At 62.7% G+C, this 22,322-nt stretch carries 16 protein-coding genes and 1 pseudogene; all 17 read left to right on the forward strand.

Features of this window, described 5'->3' with window-relative positions; genetic code table 11:
- The first annotated feature begins 106 nt into the window (after positions 1-106).
- The 17 genes and pseudogenes from QF038_RS11115 to QF038_RS11195 all read left to right on the forward strand — a co-directional run bounded on the left by QF038_RS11115 (position 107) and on the right by QF038_RS11195 (position 22,040).
- The gene (locus tag QF038_RS11115; RefSeq protein ID WP_307610194.1) at positions 107-3,007 is read left to right on the forward strand and encodes an FAD-binding and (Fe-S)-binding domain-containing protein; all 2,901 of its coding nucleotides are present in this window, start codon (positions 107-109) and stop codon (positions 3,005-3,007) included.
- Between the two features lie 103 nt (positions 3,008-3,110).
- Complete coding sequence (locus tag QF038_RS11120) at positions 3,111-4,295, forward strand: IS30 family transposase (protein WP_307610195.1); 1,185 nt, start codon at positions 3,111-3,113, stop codon at positions 4,293-4,295.
- A 62-nt stretch (positions 4,296-4,357) separates the two neighbouring features.
- Positions 4,358-5,254, forward strand: coding sequence for a LysR family transcriptional regulator (locus tag QF038_RS11125; protein WP_307610196.1), 897 nt, complete (start codon positions 4,358-4,360; stop codon positions 5,252-5,254).
- Between the two features lie 276 nt (positions 5,255-5,530).
- On the forward strand, positions 5,531-7,018 hold the full coding sequence (locus QF038_RS11130; RefSeq protein WP_307610197.1) for an NAD-dependent succinate-semialdehyde dehydrogenase: 1,488 nt from the start codon (positions 5,531-5,533) through the stop codon (positions 7,016-7,018).
- 210 nt (positions 7,019-7,228) lie between these two features.
- Positions 7,229-7,903 carry a GntR family transcriptional regulator gene (locus tag QF038_RS11135; RefSeq protein ID WP_307610198.1) on the forward strand — a complete coding sequence of 225 codons (675 nt, stop codon included), beginning with the start codon at positions 7,229-7,231 and terminating at the stop codon, positions 7,901-7,903.
- Positions 7,904-8,258: 355 nt separating this feature from the next.
- Positions 8,259-9,347, forward strand: coding sequence for a phosphotransferase (locus QF038_RS11140; protein ID WP_307610199.1), 1,089 nt, complete (start codon positions 8,259-8,261; stop codon positions 9,345-9,347).
- 31 nt (positions 9,348-9,378) lie between these two features.
- Entirely contained in the window at positions 9,379-10,740 is a 1,362-nt protein-coding gene (locus QF038_RS11145; RefSeq protein WP_307610200.1) for an aspartate aminotransferase family protein, read from the forward strand.
- A gap of 1,212 nt (positions 10,741-11,952) precedes the next feature.
- Positions 11,953-12,648, forward strand: coding sequence for a haloacid dehalogenase type II (locus tag QF038_RS11150; protein WP_307610201.1), 696 nt, complete (start codon positions 11,953-11,955; stop codon positions 12,646-12,648).
- A 17-nt stretch (positions 12,649-12,665) separates the two neighbouring features.
- Complete coding sequence (locus QF038_RS11155) at positions 12,666-13,136, forward strand: RidA family protein (RefSeq protein ID WP_307610202.1); 471 nt, start codon at positions 12,666-12,668, stop codon at positions 13,134-13,136.
- A 149-nt stretch (positions 13,137-13,285) separates the two neighbouring features.
- On the forward strand, positions 13,286-14,392 hold the full coding sequence (locus QF038_RS11160) for an alanine racemase (RefSeq protein WP_307610203.1): 1,107 nt from the start codon (positions 13,286-13,288) through the stop codon (positions 14,390-14,392).
- 97 nt (positions 14,393-14,489) lie between these two features.
- On the forward strand, positions 14,490-15,224 hold the full coding sequence (locus QF038_RS11165) for an SDR family NAD(P)-dependent oxidoreductase (protein WP_307610204.1): 735 nt from the start codon (positions 14,490-14,492) through the stop codon (positions 15,222-15,224).
- Between the two features lie 101 nt (positions 15,225-15,325).
- Positions 15,326-16,732 carry an FAD-binding oxidoreductase gene (locus tag QF038_RS11170; protein ID WP_307610205.1) on the forward strand — a complete coding sequence of 469 codons (1,407 nt, stop codon included), beginning with the start codon at positions 15,326-15,328 and terminating at the stop codon, positions 16,730-16,732.
- Positions 16,733-16,780: 48 nt separating this feature from the next.
- On the forward strand, positions 16,781-17,707 hold the full coding sequence (locus QF038_RS11175) for an ABC transporter substrate-binding protein (protein ID WP_307610206.1): 927 nt from the start codon (positions 16,781-16,783) through the stop codon (positions 17,705-17,707).
- An 11-nt stretch (positions 17,708-17,718) separates the two neighbouring features.
- On the forward strand, positions 17,719-18,651 hold the full coding sequence (locus tag QF038_RS11180; RefSeq protein WP_307610207.1) for an amino acid ABC transporter permease: 933 nt from the start codon (positions 17,719-17,721) through the stop codon (positions 18,649-18,651).
- Positions 18,648-19,415, forward strand: coding sequence for an amino acid ABC transporter ATP-binding protein (locus QF038_RS11185; RefSeq protein ID WP_307610208.1), 768 nt, complete (start codon positions 18,648-18,650; stop codon positions 19,413-19,415). Before QF038_RS11180 ends, QF038_RS11185 begins: the two co-directional genes overlap by 4 nt.
- Before the next feature lie 3 nt (positions 19,416-19,418).
- The gene (solA, locus tag QF038_RS11190; protein ID WP_307610209.1) at positions 19,419-20,585 is read left to right on the forward strand and encodes an N-methyl-L-tryptophan oxidase; all 1,167 of its coding nucleotides are present in this window, start codon (positions 19,419-19,421) and stop codon (positions 20,583-20,585) included.
- A 1-nt stretch (position 20,586) separates the two neighbouring features.
- Positions 20,587-22,040: pseudogene (locus QF038_RS11195) on the forward strand (NAD-dependent succinate-semialdehyde dehydrogenase).
- Positions 22,041-22,322: the final 282 nt, after the last annotated feature.

The raw sequence follows: 22,322 nt of genomic DNA on the forward strand, positions 1-22,322 counted from the left end.
CAGCCGCCGGCTCCCGGCCATAAGCGGTCTTCCGCACGCGCTCCCCAGAAATGGCTCTCGATTTTCAACCAGACCGTTCCATGAAAACCCCAGTGGAAAGCACACCATGCATTCAAAGCTCATCGCCCCGGAACGTGCACCAATCCTGGAAAAGCTTCAGGTCGTGGGTGTGCCCGTGGAAGCCACAGGTCACCGGCTGGCAGCATACTCCTACGATGCGTCCAATTACCGGATTCCGCCCCTTGGTGTGGTCTTCCCGCGCAGCGTCGAGGACGTCGTCGCCGTCATGGCAGCGTGCCGGGAAACCAATGCCGCCCTGATAAGCCGCGGCGGAGGGACGTCCATGGCTGGCAACGCCATCGGCCCCGGCATCGTGCTGGACTTCTCGCGGCACATGAACCGGATCATCACCATCGACGAGATGGCAGGAACGGCAGACGTCGAAGCAGGAGTTGTGCTGGCCCGGCTCACCCGCGAAACCGAACAGGCAACTGGCGGAAGCCTCACGTTCGCCCCCGACCCGTCCTCAAAGAACCGTGCCACCATCGGCGGCGCCATCGGCAATGACGCCTGCGGCAACCACTCGGTCCGCTATGGACGAACCTCCGACCACGTCCACGAAATCGACGTCGTCACCACCGATGGAGCCCTCCTTACCGCATCGGACAAAGGCATCAGGGCCACCAATCCGTCCGATGCTTTCTCCGTTTCCCGCGCGTTCGAATTGGGCGAGGACTTCAAAAAGCTCGCCCAGGACAACTTGGCTGCTTTCCGTCGTGAACTGGGCCGCATCCAGCGCCAGGTTTCCGGCTACCACCTTGCCAACCTGCTGCCGGAGAACGGCCTGAATATTGCCAGGGCGCTGGTTGGCACCGAAGGAACCTGCGCCGTCGTCGTCCGCGCCCGCATGAAACTTGTCCCCAAGCCATCCAGCGCACTGCTGGTCTGCCTCGGCTACGCCGACGTCGTCGATGCCGCCAAGGACATCAAAACCATACTTGAGTTTTCACCGGCAGCAGTCGAGGGCATCGATGAGGCCATCGTGGACACCATGCGGCTGCGCCGCGGAGACGATTCCGTCCTGGGGCTTCCCCGGGGCAGGGCGTTCCTGTACGTGGATCTCGACGGTGACGACCCGGCCGAAGTGGCCCGCCAGGCAGCCCTGCTGCTGGAGAGACTGGCGGGGAACGGCCGCCTGGTGGACGGGTGCGCCGTTCCGGATACTACCGAACGCGCTATGTTGTGGCGCGTGCGGGAGGACGGCGCAGGCCTGTCATCAAGGCCCGCCAGTGGCGGCGAGTCCCTGGCCGGCTGGGAGGACTCCGCCGTTGCCCCGGAAAACCTGGCAGCCTACCTGGCCGAGTTCCGGACGCTCCTGGACGAGTATGAGCTCACGGGGATCATGTACGGACACTTTGGTGCGGGATGTATGCACATCCGCATCACGTACGATCTGCGCACAGAAGAAGGCCGCAACGTGTTCCGCAAGTTCACGCAGGCCGCCGCCGAACTTGTTGTCCGCCATGGAGGCTCCCTCTCTGGCGAACACGGCGACGGACGTGCCCGCTCAGCGCTGCTTTCGCAGATGTACTCCCCCGCCATGCTCGCCGCGTTCGAGGAATACCGCAGGCTGTGGGATGAGGCTGGGATCCTGAATCCGGGTTCGATCACCGATGCCGATCCGTTTGATGCCAACCTGGCCCTCGACGGTGTTCCCGAGCGTGAGTGGAGGACACACTTCGAGCTCCGGCCCGTCGAGGCAGCCGCGGCCGGAGCCGACCCCTGGGTCCATGCCGTCCAGGCGTGCATCGGCGTCGGGAGATGCCGTTCAGACTCCGGTGGGGTGATGTGCCCCAGCTTCCGCGCCACAGGGGACGAGAAAGACTCAACTCGTGGACGCTCCAGGGTGCTCCAGGACATGGTCCGGGGTGCCCGGACCGTCGACGAAGGCTGGAAGTCCGAGGATGTCCGCGAGGCATTGGATCTGTGCCTGGCGTGCAAGGCCTGCTCGAACGACTGTCCTGCAGGCGTCGACATGGCCAGCTACAAATCGGAGTTCTTCTCGCACTACTTCGAGGGGAAATTGCGGCCCATGTCGCACTTCTCCCTTGGCTGGTTGCCACGGTGGCTCAAAATCACCACGCTGATCAGCCCGCTGGTGAACCTTGTACTGGCCAGCCCGCTCGGCAACCTCGTGGCTGCTGCCGGTGGCCTCACCACCGAGCGGAAGATGCCGAAGTTTGCTTCCCGGAAGATGCTTCGTGGCACCCTTGCCCCCTACAGCACACCGACGAAGGCGGCCGACGCCGTGCTGTTCGTTGATTCGTTCACCAAGGGTTTCAGGCCTGAAGTGGCCGGGGCTGCTGCGCGGGTCATGGAAAGCACGGGAAGGCAGGTCGGCTGCGAATCCGACGTCTGCTGCGGGCTGACCTGGATCTCCACGGGTCAACTCGACACCGCAAAGAAGCTCATGGGTAAGGCCGTCGCGAAGCTCGACGACGGCAGCGACGCACCGATCGTCGTTATCGAACCGAGCTGCGCCGCCGCCTTGAAGAAGGATGCACCGGAACTGCTCGGCACCGAGGCCGCCGAACGCGTATCCCACCGGATCCGCAGCTTCGCCGAAGCCGTGAAGGAATGGGTCGACGCAGGGTGGACGCCACCGGTCGTACCCACGGACGTGACTGTGCAGACGCACTGCCACGAGTACTCAACCTTCGGGGCCACCGTACAGCGCAAGGCACTCGCCGCCCTCGGCGTCGCCAATGTCACCGAGGCGACCGGCTGCTGCGGGGTCGCCGGGAACTTCGGCTTCGAAGCCAACCATTACGACATCTCCATGAAGGTGGCGGAACAGGCGCTGGTTCCTGCCCTCGCCAAAACCGCCCAGGACACCCCGGTCCTCGCTGACGGCTTCAGCTGCGCGATGCAGGTCAAGCAACTGGAACCGGAGCGCAAGAGCCTTCACCTTGCCGAACTCCTTGATCCGCGGAACACTGTCCCCTAGGACATTGCGGGACCTGTCGGACCGCGTTCATGACCACATCAGGCAGTACGAAGCAGGGCAGATTCATATGGTGGTTGCAACGCTCTGATTGAAGGAGCGTTTGATGCCGAAGTTGTTCGCTGCTCATGTTCGTGATGATTTTCTCGACCTGGTGTGCTCGGGCATGTCGGTCAGTGCTGCTGCCCGGCGTGTCGGGGCCTCGCGCGGGACCGCGAAGAAGTGGTGGGGCGAATCTGGTCAGATGACGCTGAATATCTCTGTTGTTGGTGGTCTGGCCGATCCTGTCCCGTCCTCTGGTGGACCTTGCGGGCGGGCGTTGAGCGAAGCCGAGAGGGGGATGATCCAGATGGGCCGGCTGACCGGGATGAGTTACCGGGAGATCGGTGAAGCGATCGGCCGGGACAAATCAGTGGTCTGGCGGGAGGTGAAGCGTAACTGCGACGGCGAAGGCAGGTACAACGCCTTGGTCGCGCACGCGAAGGCGCATCAGGCACGGCGCCGGCCCAAGCCCTTCAAGCTCGTCGAGGACGAGGATCTGTGCCGGCTGATCGCGGTATGGATGGACGACGGGTGGAGCCCGAAGCTGATCGCCTCGATGCTGGCGTTCTACTTCGCCGATGACAAGACTATGCAGGTGAGCCACGAGACCATCTACCAGGCACTGTACGTCCAGACCCGCGGGAAACTGCGGGCGGACCTGTCCGAGAACCTCAGCCTCAAACGTAAAGAACGCGTCCCTCACACCGCCGACCGGCGCAAGAGCAGCCCCTACAAAGAGGCGTTCAAAATCAGCGAACGCCCCGCAGAGGTCCAGGACCGGGCCATCCCCGGACATTGGGAAGGGGACCTGATCATCGGCTCGGACGGGACCGCGATCGGCACCCTCGTCGAACGCTCGACCCGGTTCACCATCCTGCTGCACCTGCCCGGGGACCACACCGCAGAAACCGTCGCCGCGGCGATGATCCGGGAGATGGCCCAACTCCCGGACCACCTGCGCCGCTCCATCACCTGGGACCGCGGGACAGAACTGGCCGGCTACGCAAAGATCCAGACCGCCCTCGAGACCACCCTTTACTTCTGCGACCCGCACTCACCCTGGCAGCGGGGCACCAACGAGAACACCAACCGGCTCCTGCGCTTCTGGTTCGAGAAAGGCTCCGACCTCTCAGTCCACACCCCCGAAGACCTCAACCGGATCGCAGCAAAGCTCAACCGCCGGCCCCGACCCACCCTGAACCTCGATACCCCAGCCAACCGGCTGAACCAGCTGCTGCAAGCGGCATAACCACCACGCGTTGCTCCCACCACTTGACTTTGCCCAGGCAGTTCCAAGGACAAGAAGAGCGAATGCTGGATGTTCACCGCCTCACGCTGCTGAGGGAAGTCAAACTGCACGGCAGCATGAGCGCAGCAGCGCGTGAACTCGCGTACAGCCATTCCGCTATTTCCCAGCAGCTGGGGGTCCTGGAGAAGGAAACTGGAGTGATCCTGCTGGAGAAGGTCGGGCGGAACGTCAAACTCACGCCGGCCGGCGAGGAGCTGGTGCGGAACACCGAAGCGATCCTGGCCGCCATTGAGCGTGCGGAGTCGGATTTGGCGTCCTCACATCAGCGGGCCCAAGGCACAGTGACAGTCGCTGCGTTCGCAACCATCAGTCGCAGCGTTATGCCTACCGCTATGGCTCAGCTGGCCCGAAAGTTTCCAGGACTGGACGTGCGTCTACGTCGCGAGGAACCGGAAACCGCTGTTTTGCAGCTCATGTCACGGCACGTTGATGCCGTGGTGACGGACGCTTTTCCCGGCACGCAAGGGGCTCCCGACGGCGGCATCCACACGACTGTGATTGGTCAGGACCCCATTCGGGGGTATCTGCCTCATGGCGTGGCCTTTGAGGACTTCGATCAGCTCCGCAGCGCGCGCTGGGTTGTGGAGCCCCTGAGCGCGGCGTCCACGCAGTGGGCCTTGCGAGTATGCCGGGAGCGGGGAATCGAGCCTGTCATTGCACACGTATCATCCGACGTCCTCTTCCACCTCAGGATGGTCGAACATGGGCTTGCGGCCGCATTCCTGCCTGACATGGTGGTGCGGGAGGCGGGCAGTGACGTGATCCCGAGTTCCTGGCTTCCCGCCGACCAGCATCGAAGCATCCAGTTTCTGGTGCGGGCCGGCTCAGAGCACAGCGCGGCTCTGGTGGCAGTACGGGAGGCCATACTCCATGCCTTCCAGCAGAACTCGGACCTGTAAACAGCCCTTACATATAAGTGTCAAAAAGATTCGCTTTTATTTACCGGTTTGGGTAGCTACATTGACTTTGTGCCGTCGCTCTAGCTGGCACGCAGACGACGACGGTGCCCGGGCCGGCAGCTCATCCTCCCAGAGTTTGGGTCCCACGTTCGAGTTGGGCTAGATCGCCCAGCCCCTCCGCGGCATCACCATGCAGGCTGGCCTCCAGCATCAGCTACCTGGACTCAAGCTATTTGTCACGGCCAGCGAGCCAGCCACTACCGAAAGAGAGAACCGATGAGCCTCACAACAAACGTCGCTACACCGCTGATTACTGCGGACGCCGGCAGCCTCCGGCACGCGGATGAAGTCATCCAATCCATCGGACTGCCCAGCCAGGGCATCGCCGTACAGGACCCTGCCACCGCCGAGACTATAGCCCATGTCCCTGACAATGATGTCGAGGCTGCACTGGAAGCTGTTGCGAAGGCCGACGCGGCCGGAGCCGACTGGGCGAACACCACCCTTCGTCAGCGCGCGGACGTGCTGCACGCTTGGTATGGCAAGCTCGTCGCCCACACCGAAGACCTCGCACACCTGATCTCGCGCGAAATGGGCAAGCCCCTGGCCGAGGCCCGCGGCGAGGTCAAGTACGGCACCGACTTCGTCCGCTGGTACGCAGAGGAGGCCGTGCGGCCCGCAGGAAACTTCCGGGACACCCCGGACGGCGGCGCGAGCCTGCTGACCCGCCGCTCCCCCGTTGGCCTGGCGGTACTGATCACGCCCTGGAACTTCCCGCTGGCCATGGCCACCCGGAAGATCGCACCGGCGCTGGCGGCCGGATGCCCCGTCGTGATCAAGCCGGCGACCCTCACTCCCCTGACGACGTATTTTGCCGTCCAGCTCGCCATCGAAGCCGGCGTGCCCGAAGAGCTGATCCAGGTCATCACCACCTCCAAGTCAGGGGCCTTCAGCGAAGCCGTCCTGCTCGACCCCAGGGTCCGGAAGGTATCGTTCACCGGGTCGACCCCCGTCGGCCGACAGCTCCTGAAGCTGGCCTCCCAGAACGTGCTCCGCAGCTCCATGGAACTCGGCGGCAACGCACCGCTGATCGTCTTCAACGACGCTGATCTTCAGCGCGCGGTGGAGGGAACCTTCGCCGCGAAGCTGCGCAACGGCGGGCAGTCCTGCATTGGCGCCAACCGTATCTACGTCCAGGACGGAATAGCCGATGACTTCGTCGCGGCGCTCACCGAACGCTTTGCCCGGGTCGCGGTCGGAAGCGGCCTCGGACAGCAGACCGGGCTTGGTGCACTGATCGATGACCGCGCGGTAGCCCAGATGCAGGCCTACACCGATAACGCGGTGAGCCTGGGCGCCACCCTGCTCACCGGCGGTCACGGATACGACTCGGCAGGCAACTTCTTCGCCCCCACCGTCCTGGACCACGTCACCGAAGACTCCGACGTGGCCCAGTCCGAGATCTTCGGCCCCATCGCCGCCATCCAGCGGTTCAGCTCAGAAGACGAAGCCGTCACGCGGGCCAATGCTACAGAATTCGGCCTCGCCGGCTACGTGTTCACCGAAAACCTCGACCGCGCCCTTAACGTCGCCGATCGCCTCGAGACCGGAATCGTGGGCATCAACCAAGGCGTACCGTCCAACGCCGGCGCCCCGTTCGGCGGCATCAAGCAGTCGGGCCTCGGACGCGAAGGAAGCGCCGAAGGCCTCGAGGAATATGAGAACATCCGCTTCTACAACATGGCGCGACGCGCCACTGTTTAGCGATCACACCATCGTTGAGACCGTCGCCAGATGTTGGCGCCGGCCTCAAGGATGCGTAGTGACGGATGTTCGGACCGGGTGCGCCCGCTTCCGCTGACCATCCTGGCCGCCAAATACGCAAAGTGCAGCTTCGGGAAGAGCAAATGAAGAGTCCACCATTTAACTCGTTGGTCCACAGGTCTACAGTTCAATAGCCCTTACGCTAAAGGGATGGTTGAGCAGATAAAGATAGTCCATTCATCTACGGTGCAACAGGTCGCGGATGGTCTCACAGCCATGATCCTCAGCGGTGGTCTCAAGCCCGGTGAACGTGTCAGGGAAAGTGTCATCGCCGACGACCTGGGACTTTCCAGGAACACCATCCGCGAAGCCGTGCGCATTGTTCAAGCGGGAGGCCTCATCCGCCACCGAGCGAATCAGGGGGCGGTCGTTTGGGATCCCACCGATGCCGAGATCATGGACGCTTACAACGCGCGTTACCACTTGGAGACTACGGCCGCGCGGAGCATCTCCGAAAACACCTCCATGGATGAGGTCCACGCAGCCATGGAGGAGTTCCGGGAAGTCTTGAAGAGTGGAGATCCATTCCAGATCGTCGAGAAGGACCTCGCCGTGCACAGCGCTATCATCGGCCTTCTCGGCAGCCAGAAGTTGAGGTCCTTCTATCAGCAACTGGTGACCGAACTGAGGTACTTCATGTTCGTGCTTTCCATCGAGCATCACGAGTACGAAGATCCGGACACACTCGAAACCGAGCACCAGGCCATAGTTGACGCGCTTGACTCCCGCGATCCTGTCCTGGCGGAAAAAATCGTGTCAGATACCATCATCCAATATCGTGAATCAATCCGGCAGATCGTAGCAGAACGACACGGAGCCAGCTAAGCAACCTAGCAGCCATCTTCAAGGCTTTGGCCGACGCGTTTTCGTGGACTTCGACGCCGATCGGTGGGGTGGTGTCAAATGGCTGGTGCACGCTGGCCGCGGTAACGACGGGTCCTAACGCCCTGCAGCCATCGCAGAGCAAGCAGCCGGCGGTGGTGGAATCAGTTATTCCAGTTGATCATGTGCCGTAGATTGCGGCTGGGATGTAGAGAGTAAATCAGTCTTGCGAGCTCCGGCAGCACCGTGTCATACTCGGAAGTGTAGAACTGTTGAACAGTAGAACAACCCGCACCCCAAGTGCGACAGCCTACTGACGCAGATTATGGAAGCCCCTTCAGCGGCAGGAGCCTAGGAGATGAAAATCAGTACTGACTCTGAATTTATTGAGGCGGTGGCAGCTGAGAGCGGGCTCCTGGCAGGGCAGTCCCAGCTTGCTCACTCAACTGTTTTAGGTCTGCTGGAAGGCGCCTACGGCCTGAAGGGGCTGCTTGTGCGCATTCCCACCGAGAAGGATGAGACTTTCCGGCTCAGGGATGGTGAAGAAACCTATCTTGTGAAGGTTTCACCGCCGGATGAGGATCCGGTGATCGTGCACCTTCAGACCGCCTGCATGGAGCATTTGGAGGCTACTGCCCCTGAGCTTCCGGTCCAGCGTATGGTCAGGAGCCTGACCGGTGATCCGCAGGTCCTTCTCCCGTCCCCTGAAGGGCTGTTTGACCGGGTACTTCGGGTGATGCGGTATATGCCCGGGGATCTGCTGGCCGGCCAGGACGCCTCGGCCGGCCAGCTGCAGCTGGTCGGGTCAAGCCTTGCCCGTGTAGGCCTTGCGTTGCAGAATTTCGATCATGCCCGCGCGGACCGGTTGCTCCTGTGGGACCTGAAGCACTTTCACCGGATGCGGCCGCTGCTGGACTACGTCGATGAGCAGCACGAACGCTCCCTGGCCGAAGACATTTTCGACCGCTTCGATCAGAAGGTGGTCCCGCTGCTGGGTTCCCTGACCGCCCAGGTTGTCCACGGAGATTTCAGTCCCTTCAATGTCCTGATCGACCCGGAGAGGCCGGACTACGTGGCCGGGATCATCGACTTTGGCGACGTCGTGCGCACTCCAGTGATCTTCGACCTCAGTGTCATCATGGCCAACCTGCTGGGAACAGATGCATCCAGCCCCTGGAAACACGCATTGCACGTCATGGACGGCTATCTGAACATCCGCCCGCTGCCCGACCAGGAGCTGGAAGCCCTGTTCATCTCAGCCCAGGCCCGCCTGCTTCTGCGCGCCCTGATCACACAGTGGCGGGCAAGCCATTTGCCGCAAAGACGCGATTATCTGCTCTCCCACTCCAAACCGGACTGGGACCGCCTGGCCGCAACCGCAGCCGCCCCCACCCCACAGCCCGCACCCACTCTGAACCACAACGCACCCTCAATCACATCCACCTGAACCAGACTCGCTAGCCTTCAAGGAGAAAATCATGGGCAACACTCCCCAGACCGTCCGCAAGCCTTCCCAGGCCATGATCAATGGCTTTGATCCGAACCGACTCGATGAGCTCCCGGATCAGATGCAGAAGAGCATCCGACGGCGGGACCAGAGCCTGGGACCAAGTTACCGGCTCTTCTATGACACCCCGATCGAAGTCGTCCGCGGCAAGGGTGTGACGTTGTTTGACCCGGAGGGAAACGAGTATCTGGACGTTTACAACAACGTCCCCTCGGTGGGCCACGCCCACCCGAAGGTTATCGCGGCTGTCCACGAACAGATGCAGATTCTGAACACCAACACGCGCTACGTCCAGGAATCCATCCTCGATTACTCTGAGCAACTCCTGTCCACGTTCCCGGCCGAGCTTGGCAATATCATGTTCACCTGCACCGGATCCGAAGCCAATGACCTCGCCATGCGCGTGGCCAAATACGTCACCGGAAGCCAGGGCATCATCGTCACTGCCGGCGCGTACCACGGCCTGACCGCGGAAGTTTCGTCCTTCTCGCCGTCCCTGGGCATCGGAGTTCCGCTGGGTGCGAACGTGCGCGTCATCGACGCCCCCGACGCCCTGCGGCACTCCTCGGATCAAGGCTCCATGGAAGATCACCTGCGCAACCAGGTGCGGGCAGCTATCGCCGACCTCCACCGGCACGGCATCGGGCTGGCGGCCTTCATCGCCGACAGCATCTTCTCCTCCGACGGTGTTTTCGCCGGCCCGGCAGGGTTCCTGCGCCCGATCATCGAGGAAGTACACGCCGCCGGCGGGCTGTACATCGCTGATGAAGTCCAGCCCGGCTTTGGCCGTACCGGAGCCGAATGGTGGGGCTTCCAGCGCCACGGAATCGTTCCGGACATCGTGACCATCGGCAAGCCGATGGGTAACGGCATACCCGTCGCTGCAGCCATCTTCAAACCCGAACTGCTGGTCGAGTTCGGGAAGAACATCCGCTACTTCAACACCTTCGGCGGAAACTCCGTAGCCATCGCCGCCGCCCAGGCCGTCCTGGACGTGATCCGCGAGGAATCACTGATAGAGAACGCCCGCAAGGTGGGCGACAAAATCATCACCGGACTCAAAGACCTCTCCCAAGGCCTGGACCAGGTCGCTGAAGTCCGCGGAAGTGGCTTCTTCATCGGCGTCGACCTCGTCACCGACCGGACCACACTCACACCCGACGGGCAAGCCGCCGCCCGGATCGTCAACTCCCTCCGGGAAGACCGGATCCTCATCTCGGCCTGCGGCGCCCAAGGCAACGTCCTCAAACTCCGCCCTCCCATGCCCTTCTCCAGCACCGACGCCGACCACCTGCTCGAAGGAATGAATCGCGCCTTCAAAACACTCCGCTAAAAGCAAACCGGTACCCCGGGATTGATCACAGCAAGAGGCAGTGCCCTCCACCTGAAGGCACTCCCTCTTGCGGTCGAAGCCAGGACTCACGTCTTTTTCCCGAACCGCACGGAAGATCGGAAGAGAAGTCACGACAAGCCGCTAGCTTTCCACGCTGGGACAGAACTATGTGCCTGCCCCGAGGCATTGGACGACAACAGAATAGGCCGTGGCTGTCTAGCAACTTGCCCTACTGTTCCTGTAAAGCGGGTGTGGGAAAACGACCGTGTTTGAGGGACAAGCGGTGGACGTGGCAGCTCACATGGAAGTGGCAGTGACCCGCGTCGGGACCATGGGCGCAAAGGTTCTTTGGCGACTCCGCCATCGTGGCATGGTTGCGACAGGATCCGAAACCTATACCCCCGGCCATTCGAAAGCGCAGCCGGCACGGGAACCGCCTCGGTACAGCGCCCGAGAAACAGCTATCGACTACGAGGTATTTCACGCTGAGCAACTTGCCGCCCGCTATCCTCAGTTCAAAATGCAGGACGGCGATCTGGCGACTCGATGTCCATGGAGGTTCCATGCGCCCCGAGTTAACAGTGGCGACACAACCGACCGCAGGAAACAGCATTTCGACCGGGCAATTCGCCCTTTCCTGCGAACTGAGCTGCGCGTATTGCTACAGCATTCCCGGCCGACTACACGGCAATGAAAATAGGTCCCGGAAACTCACAGCATCTTCAGGTTAATGACCCAGACACCGTCGGGCGGGTAGTCCGGCCTCAAGAACTGGCACATTCCAGGAGAAGATTTCGCGCTGCCTCCCGGCCTTGACCTCAACCCCATGCGGACGGACACGTGCCCTCCAGACCTGCCCAGCAACACGCTGCGAACGGATCGCTTCGCATCGAAACATGGATAACGTCATCGTGCTTTCAGGATTCTCCGAACACGGATTCAAGATGTGCCCAGCCATCGGAGAAGCCGCTGCCCATCTTGCCCTGGACGAGCTTTCACCCCTGAATATTGGCTTCTTGGGGAATCCCGAGTTTGACGCGAAGGGCAACTGGAAGGACATCTGTCAGCCCACCCTGAGATCGCGAAGGTTCGCGGTCTTCAACAATCAACGATTCGTTGACAACCTACCTGCGCGCAGAGTATCGTCGACAATCGACAGCACGTCTCAACGCTTCGTCGACAATCGACGAGCGGCAATAATTGGAGGATCACATGGCATTCGAATTCGAAACCAAACCGAAGTTCGTGACGTTCGACATGAACGGAACGCTGATCAAGTTCGCTATCAGCGACGCGCTGCGTCAGGTTCTGGGCGACCGGCTGCCGGCCGAGCTCGCCGAAGACTACCTGCAGGCCTGCAAGGCGTACCGCATCGACGAGTGCATGGGCGAGTACAAGCCATTCCGCGAGATCGTTGCCAACTCCATGGAACGCGCCTCGCGCAGGCTCGGCATTGAGTACCGCGAGGCCGATGCTCAGGCTGTTTACGAGATCGTCCCCACCTGGGGCCCGTACCCCGGCGTCACCGAGGCACTGAACCGGCTGGCTGAAGAAATCCCGCTGGTCATCATCACGAACAGCGATACCGCGGATGCTGCGCGCCTTTCGGCCAACCTCAAGGCCCCATTCGACGTCGTCATCAGCGCAGAGGAGATGGGCACCTACAAGCCGCGGCTCGGTGCGTTTGAGTACATGTTCGAGAAGCTGGGCGTGACACCGGATGAGATCGTGCACGTCTCCGCGAGCCCGATGTATGACCACCGCTCCGCGGCCATCATGGGCATCAAGAACAAGGTGTATGTCGACCGGGGCTTCGAGCACGACGAACACTGGCTCGGCTACGAGCGGATCACCGACATTGCCGACCTCCCCGTCCTCTTCGGCCTGCCGCGTCCCGCTGGCTCCTGACAGAGGCCAGAGACAAGATGAGCGTCACCAAGGCCGACTCGGCTGTGGATCGGCTCCAGGCTCTTGGTCTGGAGCTTCCCAACCTCGCTGACAACGCGTACTACGTGGACCACCGGGCGGTGGACTCCAGCATCCACATCGCAGGCCAGCTGCCTTACAAGGACGGTGTGCTGCTGGGCCAGGGCGTCGTGGGCCGGGACGTAGACCTGGAGACGGCGCAGGAGCTCGCGCGCCATTGCGTGTTGAACTGCCTGGCCGCCGCCGTGCAGGCCGTGGGCGACCTGGACCGGGTCCGGACCGTGCAGATGCTGGTCTTCGTGGCCAGCGGGCCGGACTTCGGTCTGCAGTCAAAGGTTGCCAACGCTGCCAGTGAACTGCTCATCAAAGTGTTGGGTGAGAACGGGCGGCACGCCCGGACCGCGATCGGTGTCGCCGGGCTGCCGCTGAACACTCCGGTCGAGATCCAGATGATCTGCACGGCCGTTTAGCCAGGGGCACGGCGGCGGTCCTACGGCGGCAGTGCTGGGGCGGTGGTGGTGTGCGGGACCCGCTGATGCGGGTTCCGCACATTCTGCATCCGGGAAAGCCGGCACCGCTGCCCTCGATCATTCATAGACAGAATTAGAAGGAGTACAGCGTGAACCGCATTCAACGAGCCCTGGATGTTCTCCTCGAGCGGATCGACACCCCCGCGCCGATCGTGCTGGCCGACGTGATGCAGGAGAACATCGACCGGATGCAGGCCTTCGCCGCCCGGAACAACCTGGACGTACGCCCACACGTCAAGACGCACAAGTGCGTGGAAATCGGCCGGCGCCAGGTCAAGGCCGGGGCGGTTGGAATCACCGCGGGCAACGTGGGTGAGGCCCAGGTCTTCGCCGCGTCCGGGTTCAACGACATCTTCATCGCCTACCCGATCTGGGCCGCCGGAACGAAAGGGCCGCGGATCCGCAAGCTGGCCGAGAGCACCCGGCTGCGGGTCGGCGTCGACAACGTCGCGGCGATCAATGCCCTCGCCGACGCGATGGGGGACGAAGCCGGACTGCTGCAGGTTGTCATTGAGGTCGATTGTGGTGCCCGCCGTTCCGGGGCTGCTCCCGAAGCCGCAGGGGACCTCGCCCTGGCCGCACGAAAGCGCGGCCTGGTCCCGGTGGGGGTCTTCACTTATCCGGGTCACGGCAGCGCCGGTCCTAATGCCCGCAAGGGTGCTGCGAAGGACCAGGATGCCGCGCTCACCACCGCCGTACGCAGCCTCAGCGCAGTGGGGATCACTCCAGAGGTGGTCAGCGCAGGTTCCACACCCACCGTGGAGTTCGCCACCAACAGCGTGATCACCGAGATTCGGCCCGGCGAGTACGTGTTCAATGACCTGAACAACACCCGGCTCGGGGCCTGCACCGAGGATCAGATCGCGTTGTTCGTCGCCGGGACGGTGGTCAGCGACTGGGTCCCCGATCAGGTCATCCTCGACATCGGCACCAAAGCCCTCGGCCGTGAAGGCAGCCCCGAGATCGGCTTCGGCGCCATCGCCGGCACTACCGCTGTGCTGTCCAAGCTCAACGAATACCACGGATTCCTCCCCCTGACTGACGGGGACTTCCGCCCGGGCGTCGGGACCGTGCTCCCGGTGGTCCCCAACCATGTATGCCCGGTCGTCGTGAACTTCGAGGAGTACATCGTCACCGACAGCACGGGCACAAGGCTGGAACGATGGCCTGTCGACGCCCGCGGATTCCTCAACTGACCGATCCGGACCGATCGCCCCCGGACCAATCACACGGGACGGGACGTCCGTCCCCAGCCCGCAACCCAAGCAACATACTCACAATGGAGTGACTGACATGAGACTTGATAAGACCACGGCCCTGGTCACCGGGGCCAACAGCGGAATCGGGCAGGCAGTATGTTCCCACTTCCGGAACGAAGGCGCCCGGCTGCTGCTCACCGGCCGCAAGGAGCAACTCGACAGCGCCCAGCCGGAGGACCTCTACGTCCCCGGAGACCTCAACGACGAGGCGTTCGTCGAAAGCCTGGCCCGGCAGGCCGCCGAATCCTTCGGCACCGTGGACGTCGTCGTCCTTAACCACGGCCTGCAGGTCAGTGGCCCGCTGACGGAGATGGCCTACGAGGACGCGAGGAACGTGCTGCACAGCAACCTGCTCAGCTCCTTCCTGGTGTTGAAGCACTTCGCGCCGCTGATGCCCGCTGCCGGCGGCTCGTTCGTGCTTGTCAGCTCACGGCTGGGGATTGTCGGCAAGCCCGATGAAGTCCTGTACTCCGCAGCCAAGGGCGGCCTGATCATGCTCGCCAAAGGCGCCGCGATCGAATGGGCGTCGCGCAACATCCGCGTCAACGTCGTTGCACCGGGGCTGACAGCGACCCCGATCATCGAAGCGTCGTTCCAGCGCAGGGAAGACCCAGAGGCCTACCGCGCCCAGCGCGAGGGCCAAATCCCGCTCCAGCGCCTGGCCACCCCCGAAGAGATCGCCGATGCGATCCTCTTCATGGCGTCCCCGGAATCTTCCTACATCACCGGCGCGGTCCTGCCCGTCGACGGCGGATACACTGCCGCCTAAAGCACCAACGTGGGCGGTGACACATCGGATGCCGGCAAGGCTCCCGCGTGGTGGCCCCGCCGTCCTATTAGCTCAGCGGTTCCCAGACAAAGAAGGACACTATGACAGCCCTTGCGGCAACACCCCGAAATGGAGATCTCGGCTTCTGGATGGCCGGCCTCGCGGACAGCAGGCCCACGTACCCCCGCTTTAGCGGTCAGGACTCTGTAGACCTGGCGATTATCGGCGGCGGTTACACAGGCCTGTGGGCCGCGTACTTCGCCAAAAAACTCGAACCGTCGCTCAAGGTCGCGGTATTTGAGGCAGAGCAGATTGGCTACGGCGCCTCCGGACGGAACGGCGGCTGGCTTTCAGCAATGCCCCCTGGAAACCGGGCCACCTTCGCCCGCGCGTCCGGAGGCGGGCTGGACGCCAGCATCGCACTGCAGCAGGAGTTTGTCGCCGGCGTCGATGCCGTCCTGGACGTTCTCCAGGTCGAGGGCATCGATGCGGACCAGCGCAAGGGCGGCGCGTTGGTCGCAGCCCACACCAAGGCGGGGCTGGGCCGGCTCGTGACCAGGCGTGACACCGATTGGAAGTACGGCCTGACCGAAGACGATGTCCATCTGCTCGACCGGAACGAATTCCAAAGCGAAATCAACATCTCCACCGTCCACGGCGGGCTGTTCTACAAACACTGTGCCCGCATTCATCCGGCGAAACTCGCCTACGGCCTCGGTGCCACCCTGGCCTCCATGGGGGTGAGCATCTACGAAGGCAGCCGCGTCGACAGCATCGACAGCAAGGTCCTTACCCTGGCCAACGGACGCGTCTCCGCGGCAAAGGCGTTCATCTGTACGGAAGGCTATTCTGGACAGCTGCTTGGCAGCAGGACGCTTGTACCCATCAATTCCTCGATGATCGTGACCAAGCCGCTGTCCGACGAGGCATGGCAGCAGATCGGCTGGAACGGGCCGCAGTGCCTTAACGACTCCGCGCACACTTTCATTTATTCGCAGCGAACAGCGGACGGCCGGATCGCTATCGGCGGCCGCGGAGCGCCCTACCGCTACGGCTCAGGCACGGGGGGCACCGGTTCAACGCCCCAGTCCACCATTGACCTGATCTCTACAAAGCTTCGCTCCTTCTTCCCCGGTATCCCCTTCGAAGTGGATCACGCCTGGTCCGGAGTCCTCGGGGTTACCCGTGACTGGAACGGCGGCGTGCACTGGGACCAGGCATCCGGGATCGGATCGTCCACCGGCTACGCGGGACACGGCGTCACGGCAGCCTACGTCGGCGGCAGGACACTCGCGGAGCTCGCCTTCGAACAAAAAACAGCACGGACAACACTCCCCTGGGTCGGCTACCGGTCACGGAAGTGGGAACCCGAGCCCCTCCGCTGGCTCGGTGTCCACGGCATGTACCGGCTCTTTGGACTTGCTGACCAATGGGAAGAACGCAGGGACTCCACCAAGACCTCACTCCTGGCCAAATTCGGCAGCAGGCTCGCCGGACTGCACGAATAGTCCGTCCACAGAAAACTTTTCACCTGAACCTCTTTGAAGGGAAGCACCATGAAGACGATGAATAAAATCCAAACGGCGGCCGCGGGGCTTGCTGTCCTGTTGGCGCTGAGCGCCTGTGGCGGCGCGGCTACGGGCACCTCGGCAACGGATATTCCCAAGACGCAGAATACCCGTGACGTTTCCGAGGGCGTCCAGCCGGATGAGGCCGCGGTGGCTTTGCTGCCCGAGTCCTACAAGTCCAAGGGCGAACTGACCGTGGCGATGGATCTGAGCTCCCCGCCGATGACGTTCCTCGCTGAGGACAACAGCACCGCGATCGGAGTGAACCCTGACCTCGCCCGACTGGTGGCGAAGAAGCTGGGGCTGAAGCTGAAGTTTGAGAACACGGCGTTCGACACGATCATTCCCGGTATCGACGGCGGCCGGTATGACTTCACCGCCACCACGATGTCCGCCACGGAAGAGCGGCTGAAGGTCATGGACATGATCAACTACCTCAAGGGCGGCTCGGCCGTCGCGGTAGCCAAGGACAACCCGTTAGAGCTGACCAACGACACGCTCTGCGGCAAGAACATCGCCGTGACGAAGGGCTCCACCCAGCAACTCAAGCACCTGCCAAACGTCTCGAAGTGGACCTGCGAGGAAAAGGGCCAGCCAGCCATCAACGCCATCACTCTGCCCAACATCCAGGAAGCCCTGACCCAGCTGGACTCCAAGCGGATAGACGGCGTGTTCTACGACGCCAGCGCCCTGGCTTGGGCCAACGCGCAGCAGCCGGACCACTTCACCATCCTGGAGCCGCGGATGGATACCCGCACGAACACCAACGTCGCGATGGGCCTGAAGAAGGGCTCTGCGCTGACGCCGGCCCTGCAGGCAGCGATCCAGTCGGTGCTGGAAACCCCGGAATACAAGGAGTCCCTGGAGTACTGGGGCCTGGGCGAATCGGCCATTACTCAAGCCGCGATCCGCTAGTGGGTGATCCGATGGTGAAAACGATTCCGCAGGGAAGTGGGACGGCGGTGGCCGGGCTGGATTCAGCGCTCAAGCCCCGGCTGAAGCGGCGCGGCACTTTTGAGTACGTTGCCTGGGTGCTGTGCAGCCTGATCGGCATCGGCATCCTGTTCTCCGTCTCGACCAACCCCAACTTCAAATGGGGCGTCGTTGCCCAATACTTCACGCATGAATCCATCCTGCGCGGGCTGATGCTCACACTCTTCCTGACCTTTGCCAGCATGGCCCTGGGAACCCTGCTGGGCCTGGGCCTGGCGATCATGCGCGGCTCGAGCATCAAGCCGATCGCTGCTACGGCCGGGGTCTACATCACGATTTTTCGTGGCACCCCGGTTCTGGTGCAGCTGATCTTCTGGTTCAACGTTGCTGCGTTGTACCCGGACCTGTTCATCGGGATCCCGTTCACGGACATCGGCACCGCGATCGATGTGAACGCCCTAATGGCCCCTATCACCGCAGCCCTGATCGGCCTGACCCTGAACGAGGGCGCCTACATGGCCGAGATTGTCCGAGGCGGGTTCTCCTCGGTCGGCAAGGGCCAGATCGAGGCCGCCGACTCCCTGGGCATGAGCGGGTCGATGAAGATGCGCAAGGTCATCATTCCCCAGGCGATGCCCTCGATCATCCCGGCGACCGGCAACCAGGTCATCGGCATGTTCAAAGGCACCTCCCTGGTCAGCGTGCTCGGCGTTGCCGAACTGCTTCAAAGCGCGCAGCTGATCTACGCCCGCACCTACGAGACCATCCCGCTGCTGCTCGTGGCCAGCCTCTGGTACCTCGTGATGACCCTGCTGCTGAGCTACCCCCAGTCGAAGCTCGAACAGAAATACTCCCGCGCAACCTCCCGGCTGCCCCGCAAAGCCAGACCCGTTGTGCTGACCGACCCTGAAGGCGCTGCACGATGAGTAACGACGGAACCATCCTTGCCCGCAAGATCCGAAAGTCCTTCGGACCCAAAACAGTCCTCAAAGACATCAACCTGGAGATCGCCAGCGGCGAGATTTGCTGCATCATCGGCCCCAGCGGCTCCGGTAAATCCACTATCCTGCGCTGCATTAACGGCCTGGAAACCGTCGACTCCGGAGTCCTGAAAGTCAACGGCGAGGACTTCGGCTACTACGAAACCGAGACCGCGTACCACGCCCTGCCGCCGAAGAAACTCGCCGAACAGCGCACCAGGGTGGGCATGGTCTTCCAGTCCTTCAACCTCTTCCCCAACATGACCGCGAACGAAAACATCATGTCCGGACCCGTCCTGGTCAAAGGCGCTGACAAAAATCAAGCCCTCAAACAAGCCCACGAACTGCTCGCCGGCGTCGGGCTTGGCAACTTCGGCGACTACTATCCCGCCCAGCTCTCCGGCGGACAACAGCAGCGCGTCGCGATCGCCCGATCCCTGGCCATGGACCCCGAAATCATCCTCTTCGACGAACCCACCTCCGCCCTGGACCCCGAAAAAGTCGGCGAAGTCCTCGCCGTCATGAAAGACCTCGCCAAGAAGGGCATGACCATGGTGGTGGTCACCCACGAAATGGGCTTCGCCCGCGAAGTAGCCGACTCGCTGATCTTCATGGACGACGGCTACATCGTCGAACGCGGCGACGCCCGCGAAGTCCTCGCCAACCCGCAGGAACCCCGCACCCAGGCCTTCCTGAAACAGGTCCTCTAAGCCATGGACGGAAAACTCGCCGTCATCGGCCTGGGCAGCATCGGATCCATGGCCCTCTGGCAAGCCACCCGCCTGACTGACTCCGTCGCCGGATTCGAGGCCCACGTACCCGCCCATGCGCGCAGCGCCGTCGGCGGCGACACCCGGCTCTTCCGCATGATCTACCGCGGCAACCCCGATCTCTACCCCATCCTGGAACGCTCCCGCGATCTCTGGGCCGAACTTGAAGCCGAAACCGGCCAGGACATCCTCAGCCGCACCGGCGGACTGTCCATCGGCACCCAAGACGGCGCCTACCTCAGCGCCCTGCTCGAAACCACCAACACCAACGGCGCGGACCACGAAATCCTCAGCCGCGAAGAGATGGCCCAACGCTACCCCCAGCACAACCTCCGCCCGGGCGACATCGCCGTCTTTGACCCGCACGCCGGCGCCCTGCGCACCGACCGCGCCGTCACAGCCGCCATCACCGCGGCCCAAGCGAACGGCGCAACCATCCACACCAACACCCCCATCACCAGCATCGAAGAAACCGCCGACGGCGTCCTCATCACCTCCGGGGAGAAGACTTGGACCTTCGACAACGTCATCGTCTCCTCTGGCGGCTGGTCCCAACAGTTGATGCCCGACTATCTCAGAGGAGCAACCCAAACCAAACGGCTCATCCTGACCTGGTTCGTCGCAAAGGACGCAGCAGAGTTCTCACCCGAAAAGTTCCCCGTCTTCAGCCGGGTGCAGGAGGGCCGCTCCATGTATGGCGCACCCGCGGTCGACGGCGCCACAGTCAAGGCAACCCTTGACGGCCGCGGCAGGCCAACACCCAACCCCGACGCCGTGCCCAGGGAACTGACCTCCGCGGAAATAACCGAGACCACCGAAACCGTCACCGAGTTCTTCCCCGGACTCCACCCATCCATCGTCCGCTCCGACGCCTTCCCGGACCTCTTCACTTCCGATGGGCAGCCTCTGATCGGGCACTTCAATGAAGGCAGCAGAATCTACGTTGCCACCGGCTTCTCCGGAGGCGGCTTCAAAAACGCCACCGGCTACGGCCAAATCGCGGCACAGGAAGCCCTCGGCAAACGAGCCGTCGGGAACCTGGACTTCGTACGCCCACAACGATTCAAAAGCAGCTCGATTGGCAACCACTCCTACCTTTTGAAAGCGTGACATGAGCTCCTCATTTGACCCGGGAGGTCTTCACACCGAACTGTTCATCGATGGCGTCTGGCAGAAGGCCGCCAGCGGCGCCACTTTCCGGGTGGAGAATCCGGCCACCCATGAGGTCATCGCCCACGTCGCAGACGGTGGCCCTGAGGACACGGCCCGGGCCATTCAGGCTGCGGGCCGCGCCCAGGCTGCCTGGGCGAAGTCCACACCCCGCGAACGTGCCGATATTCTGCGCCGCGCCTTCGAGTTGGTCGTGGCCAACACCGACCGGCTCGCAGCCATCATGACAGCGGAGATGGGCAAACCCCTGGCCGAAGCACGGGGCGAGGTGGCCTACGGTGCCGAAATGCTCCGCTGGTTCTCCGAAGAAGCCGTTCGCATCGGTGGTGACCATACCGCCTCCGTGGACGGCAACATCCGGATCATGATAACCAAGGAACCCGTGGGTCCCTGCGTGCTGGTCACCCCCTGGAACTTCCCGCTGGCCATGGGCGCCCGCAAGATCGCCCCAGCCATTGCCGCCGGTTGCACCATGGTCTTCAAACCCGCCGAACTGACGCCCCTGACATCCCTCGCCCTGGTACAGCTCTTCCGGGAGGCAGGCTTGCCCGACGGCGTCCTGAACGTCGTCACCACTACCAGCGCCGCCAGCGTGGTGGAGAACTGGACCAGCAGCGGCATTGCCCGCAAGATCAGCTTCACCGGATCCACCCAGGTAGGCAAGATCCTGCTGCGCCAGGCCGCAGACAACGTCATGCGCTCCTCGATTGAACTGGGCGGAAACGCCCCGTTCATCGTCCTGGCCGACGCAGACATTGAAAAGGCAGCCGACGGCGCCATGAAAGCCAAAATGCGGAACATGGGTGAAGCCTGCACCGCGGCGAACCGCTTCTTCGTGCACCGGTCCGTCGTCGGGGAATTCAGCGATAAGTTCGCCTAGAAGATCTCCGAACTGCAGGTCGGTAACGGCGCCCTGCCCGGGACCGAAGTCGGTCCCCTGATCGAGCAGAAGGGCCTGGACAAGGTCGAAAGCCTCGTGGCCGACGCCGTGTCCAAGGGCGCACGGGTCCTCACTGGCGGCACCCGCCCCGAAGGTCCGGGCTACTTCTACACTCCCACCGTCCTGACCGACGTGCCCCTGAACGCCGACCTAATGAGCACTGAGATCTTCGGACCGGTAGCAGCAATCACCCACTTCGACAGCGAAGACGAAGTCCTCCGCGTCGCCAACAACACCCAACGGGGCCTCGTGGGCTACGTCTTAACCGAAAACATGGGCAAGGCCCTGCGATTCTCCCAAGAACTCGAAGTCGGAATGGTCGGCATTAACACCGGGTTGTCTCCAACCCGGCCGCACCATTCGGCGGCATTAAGCAGTCCGGACTGGGACGCGAAGGCGGCAAAATCGGCATCGAAGAATTCCTCGAGTACAAATACACCGCGATAGCGGTCTAGACAATATGCAGAACGGCGAAGCGGGAGATGAATGGGATGTCATTGGTGCCATCGGAACGACATCTTGGAGCAGTAGCACTGCAGCGGTTGTGCGAGGAGAATTCCTCGTCAGCCGGCGCAACTATGGTGTTTCGTCCTGGAAGTAAGAACGCATGGTCTAAGGGAGATCTACGAGGTTCGTGAGTCCGTCGAATCTGCCGCCGCCCGCAGGCTGTTGGATTTCTCCTAACCGCAGCACCATTCTCCAGCGGGGCCGCGACGATAAGGGCAGACCGTTAGGAC

The organism is Pseudarthrobacter sp. W1I19, assembly GCF_030817835.1.
Taxonomy (GTDB): Bacteria; Actinomycetota; Actinomycetes; order Actinomycetales; family Micrococcaceae; genus Arthrobacter.

What these genes read in the sequence shown, in the direction of transcription:
- QF038_RS11170 (WP_307610205.1), top strand. Translation starts at nt 15,326, where the DNA reads ATGACAGCCCTTGCGGCAACACCCCGAAATGGAGATCTCGGCTTCTGG.
- QF038_RS11150 (WP_307610201.1), top strand. Translation starts at nt 11,953, where the DNA reads ATGGCATTCGAATTCGAAACCAAACCGAAGTTCGTGACGTTCGACATG.
- QF038_RS11155 (WP_307610202.1), top strand. Translation starts at nt 12,666, where the DNA reads ATGAGCGTCACCAAGGCCGACTCGGCTGTGGATCGGCTCCAGGCTCTT.
- QF038_RS11130 (WP_307610197.1), top strand. Translation starts at nt 5,531, where the DNA reads ATGAGCCTCACAACAAACGTCGCTACACCGCTGATTACTGCGGACGCC.
- QF038_RS11115 (WP_307610194.1), top strand. Translation starts at nt 107, where the DNA reads ATGCATTCAAAGCTCATCGCCCCGGAACGTGCACCAATCCTGGAAAAG.
- solA (WP_307610209.1), top strand. Translation starts at nt 19,419, where the DNA reads ATGGACGGAAAACTCGCCGTCATCGGCCTGGGCAGCATCGGATCCATG.
- QF038_RS11175 (WP_307610206.1), top strand. Translation starts at nt 16,781, where the DNA reads ATGAAGACGATGAATAAAATCCAAACGGCGGCCGCGGGGCTTGCTGTC.
- QF038_RS11140 (WP_307610199.1), top strand. Translation starts at nt 8,259, where the DNA reads ATGAAAATCAGTACTGACTCTGAATTTATTGAGGCGGTGGCAGCTGAG.
- QF038_RS11180 (WP_307610207.1), top strand. Translation starts at nt 17,719, where the DNA reads ATGGTGAAAACGATTCCGCAGGGAAGTGGGACGGCGGTGGCCGGGCTG.
- QF038_RS11125 (WP_307610196.1), top strand. Translation starts at nt 4,358, where the DNA reads ATGCTGGATGTTCACCGCCTCACGCTGCTGAGGGAAGTCAAACTGCAC.
- QF038_RS11165 (WP_307610204.1), top strand. Translation starts at nt 14,490, where the DNA reads ATGAGACTTGATAAGACCACGGCCCTGGTCACCGGGGCCAACAGCGGA.
- QF038_RS11145 (WP_307610200.1), top strand. Translation starts at nt 9,379, where the DNA reads ATGGGCAACACTCCCCAGACCGTCCGCAAGCCTTCCCAGGCCATGATC.
- QF038_RS11135 (WP_307610198.1), top strand. Translation starts at nt 7,229, where the DNA reads ATGGTTGAGCAGATAAAGATAGTCCATTCATCTACGGTGCAACAGGTC.
- QF038_RS11120 (WP_307610195.1), top strand. Translation starts at nt 3,111, where the DNA reads ATGCCGAAGTTGTTCGCTGCTCATGTTCGTGATGATTTTCTCGACCTG.
- QF038_RS11185 (WP_307610208.1), top strand. Translation starts at nt 18,648, where the DNA reads ATGAGTAACGACGGAACCATCCTTGCCCGCAAGATCCGAAAGTCCTTC.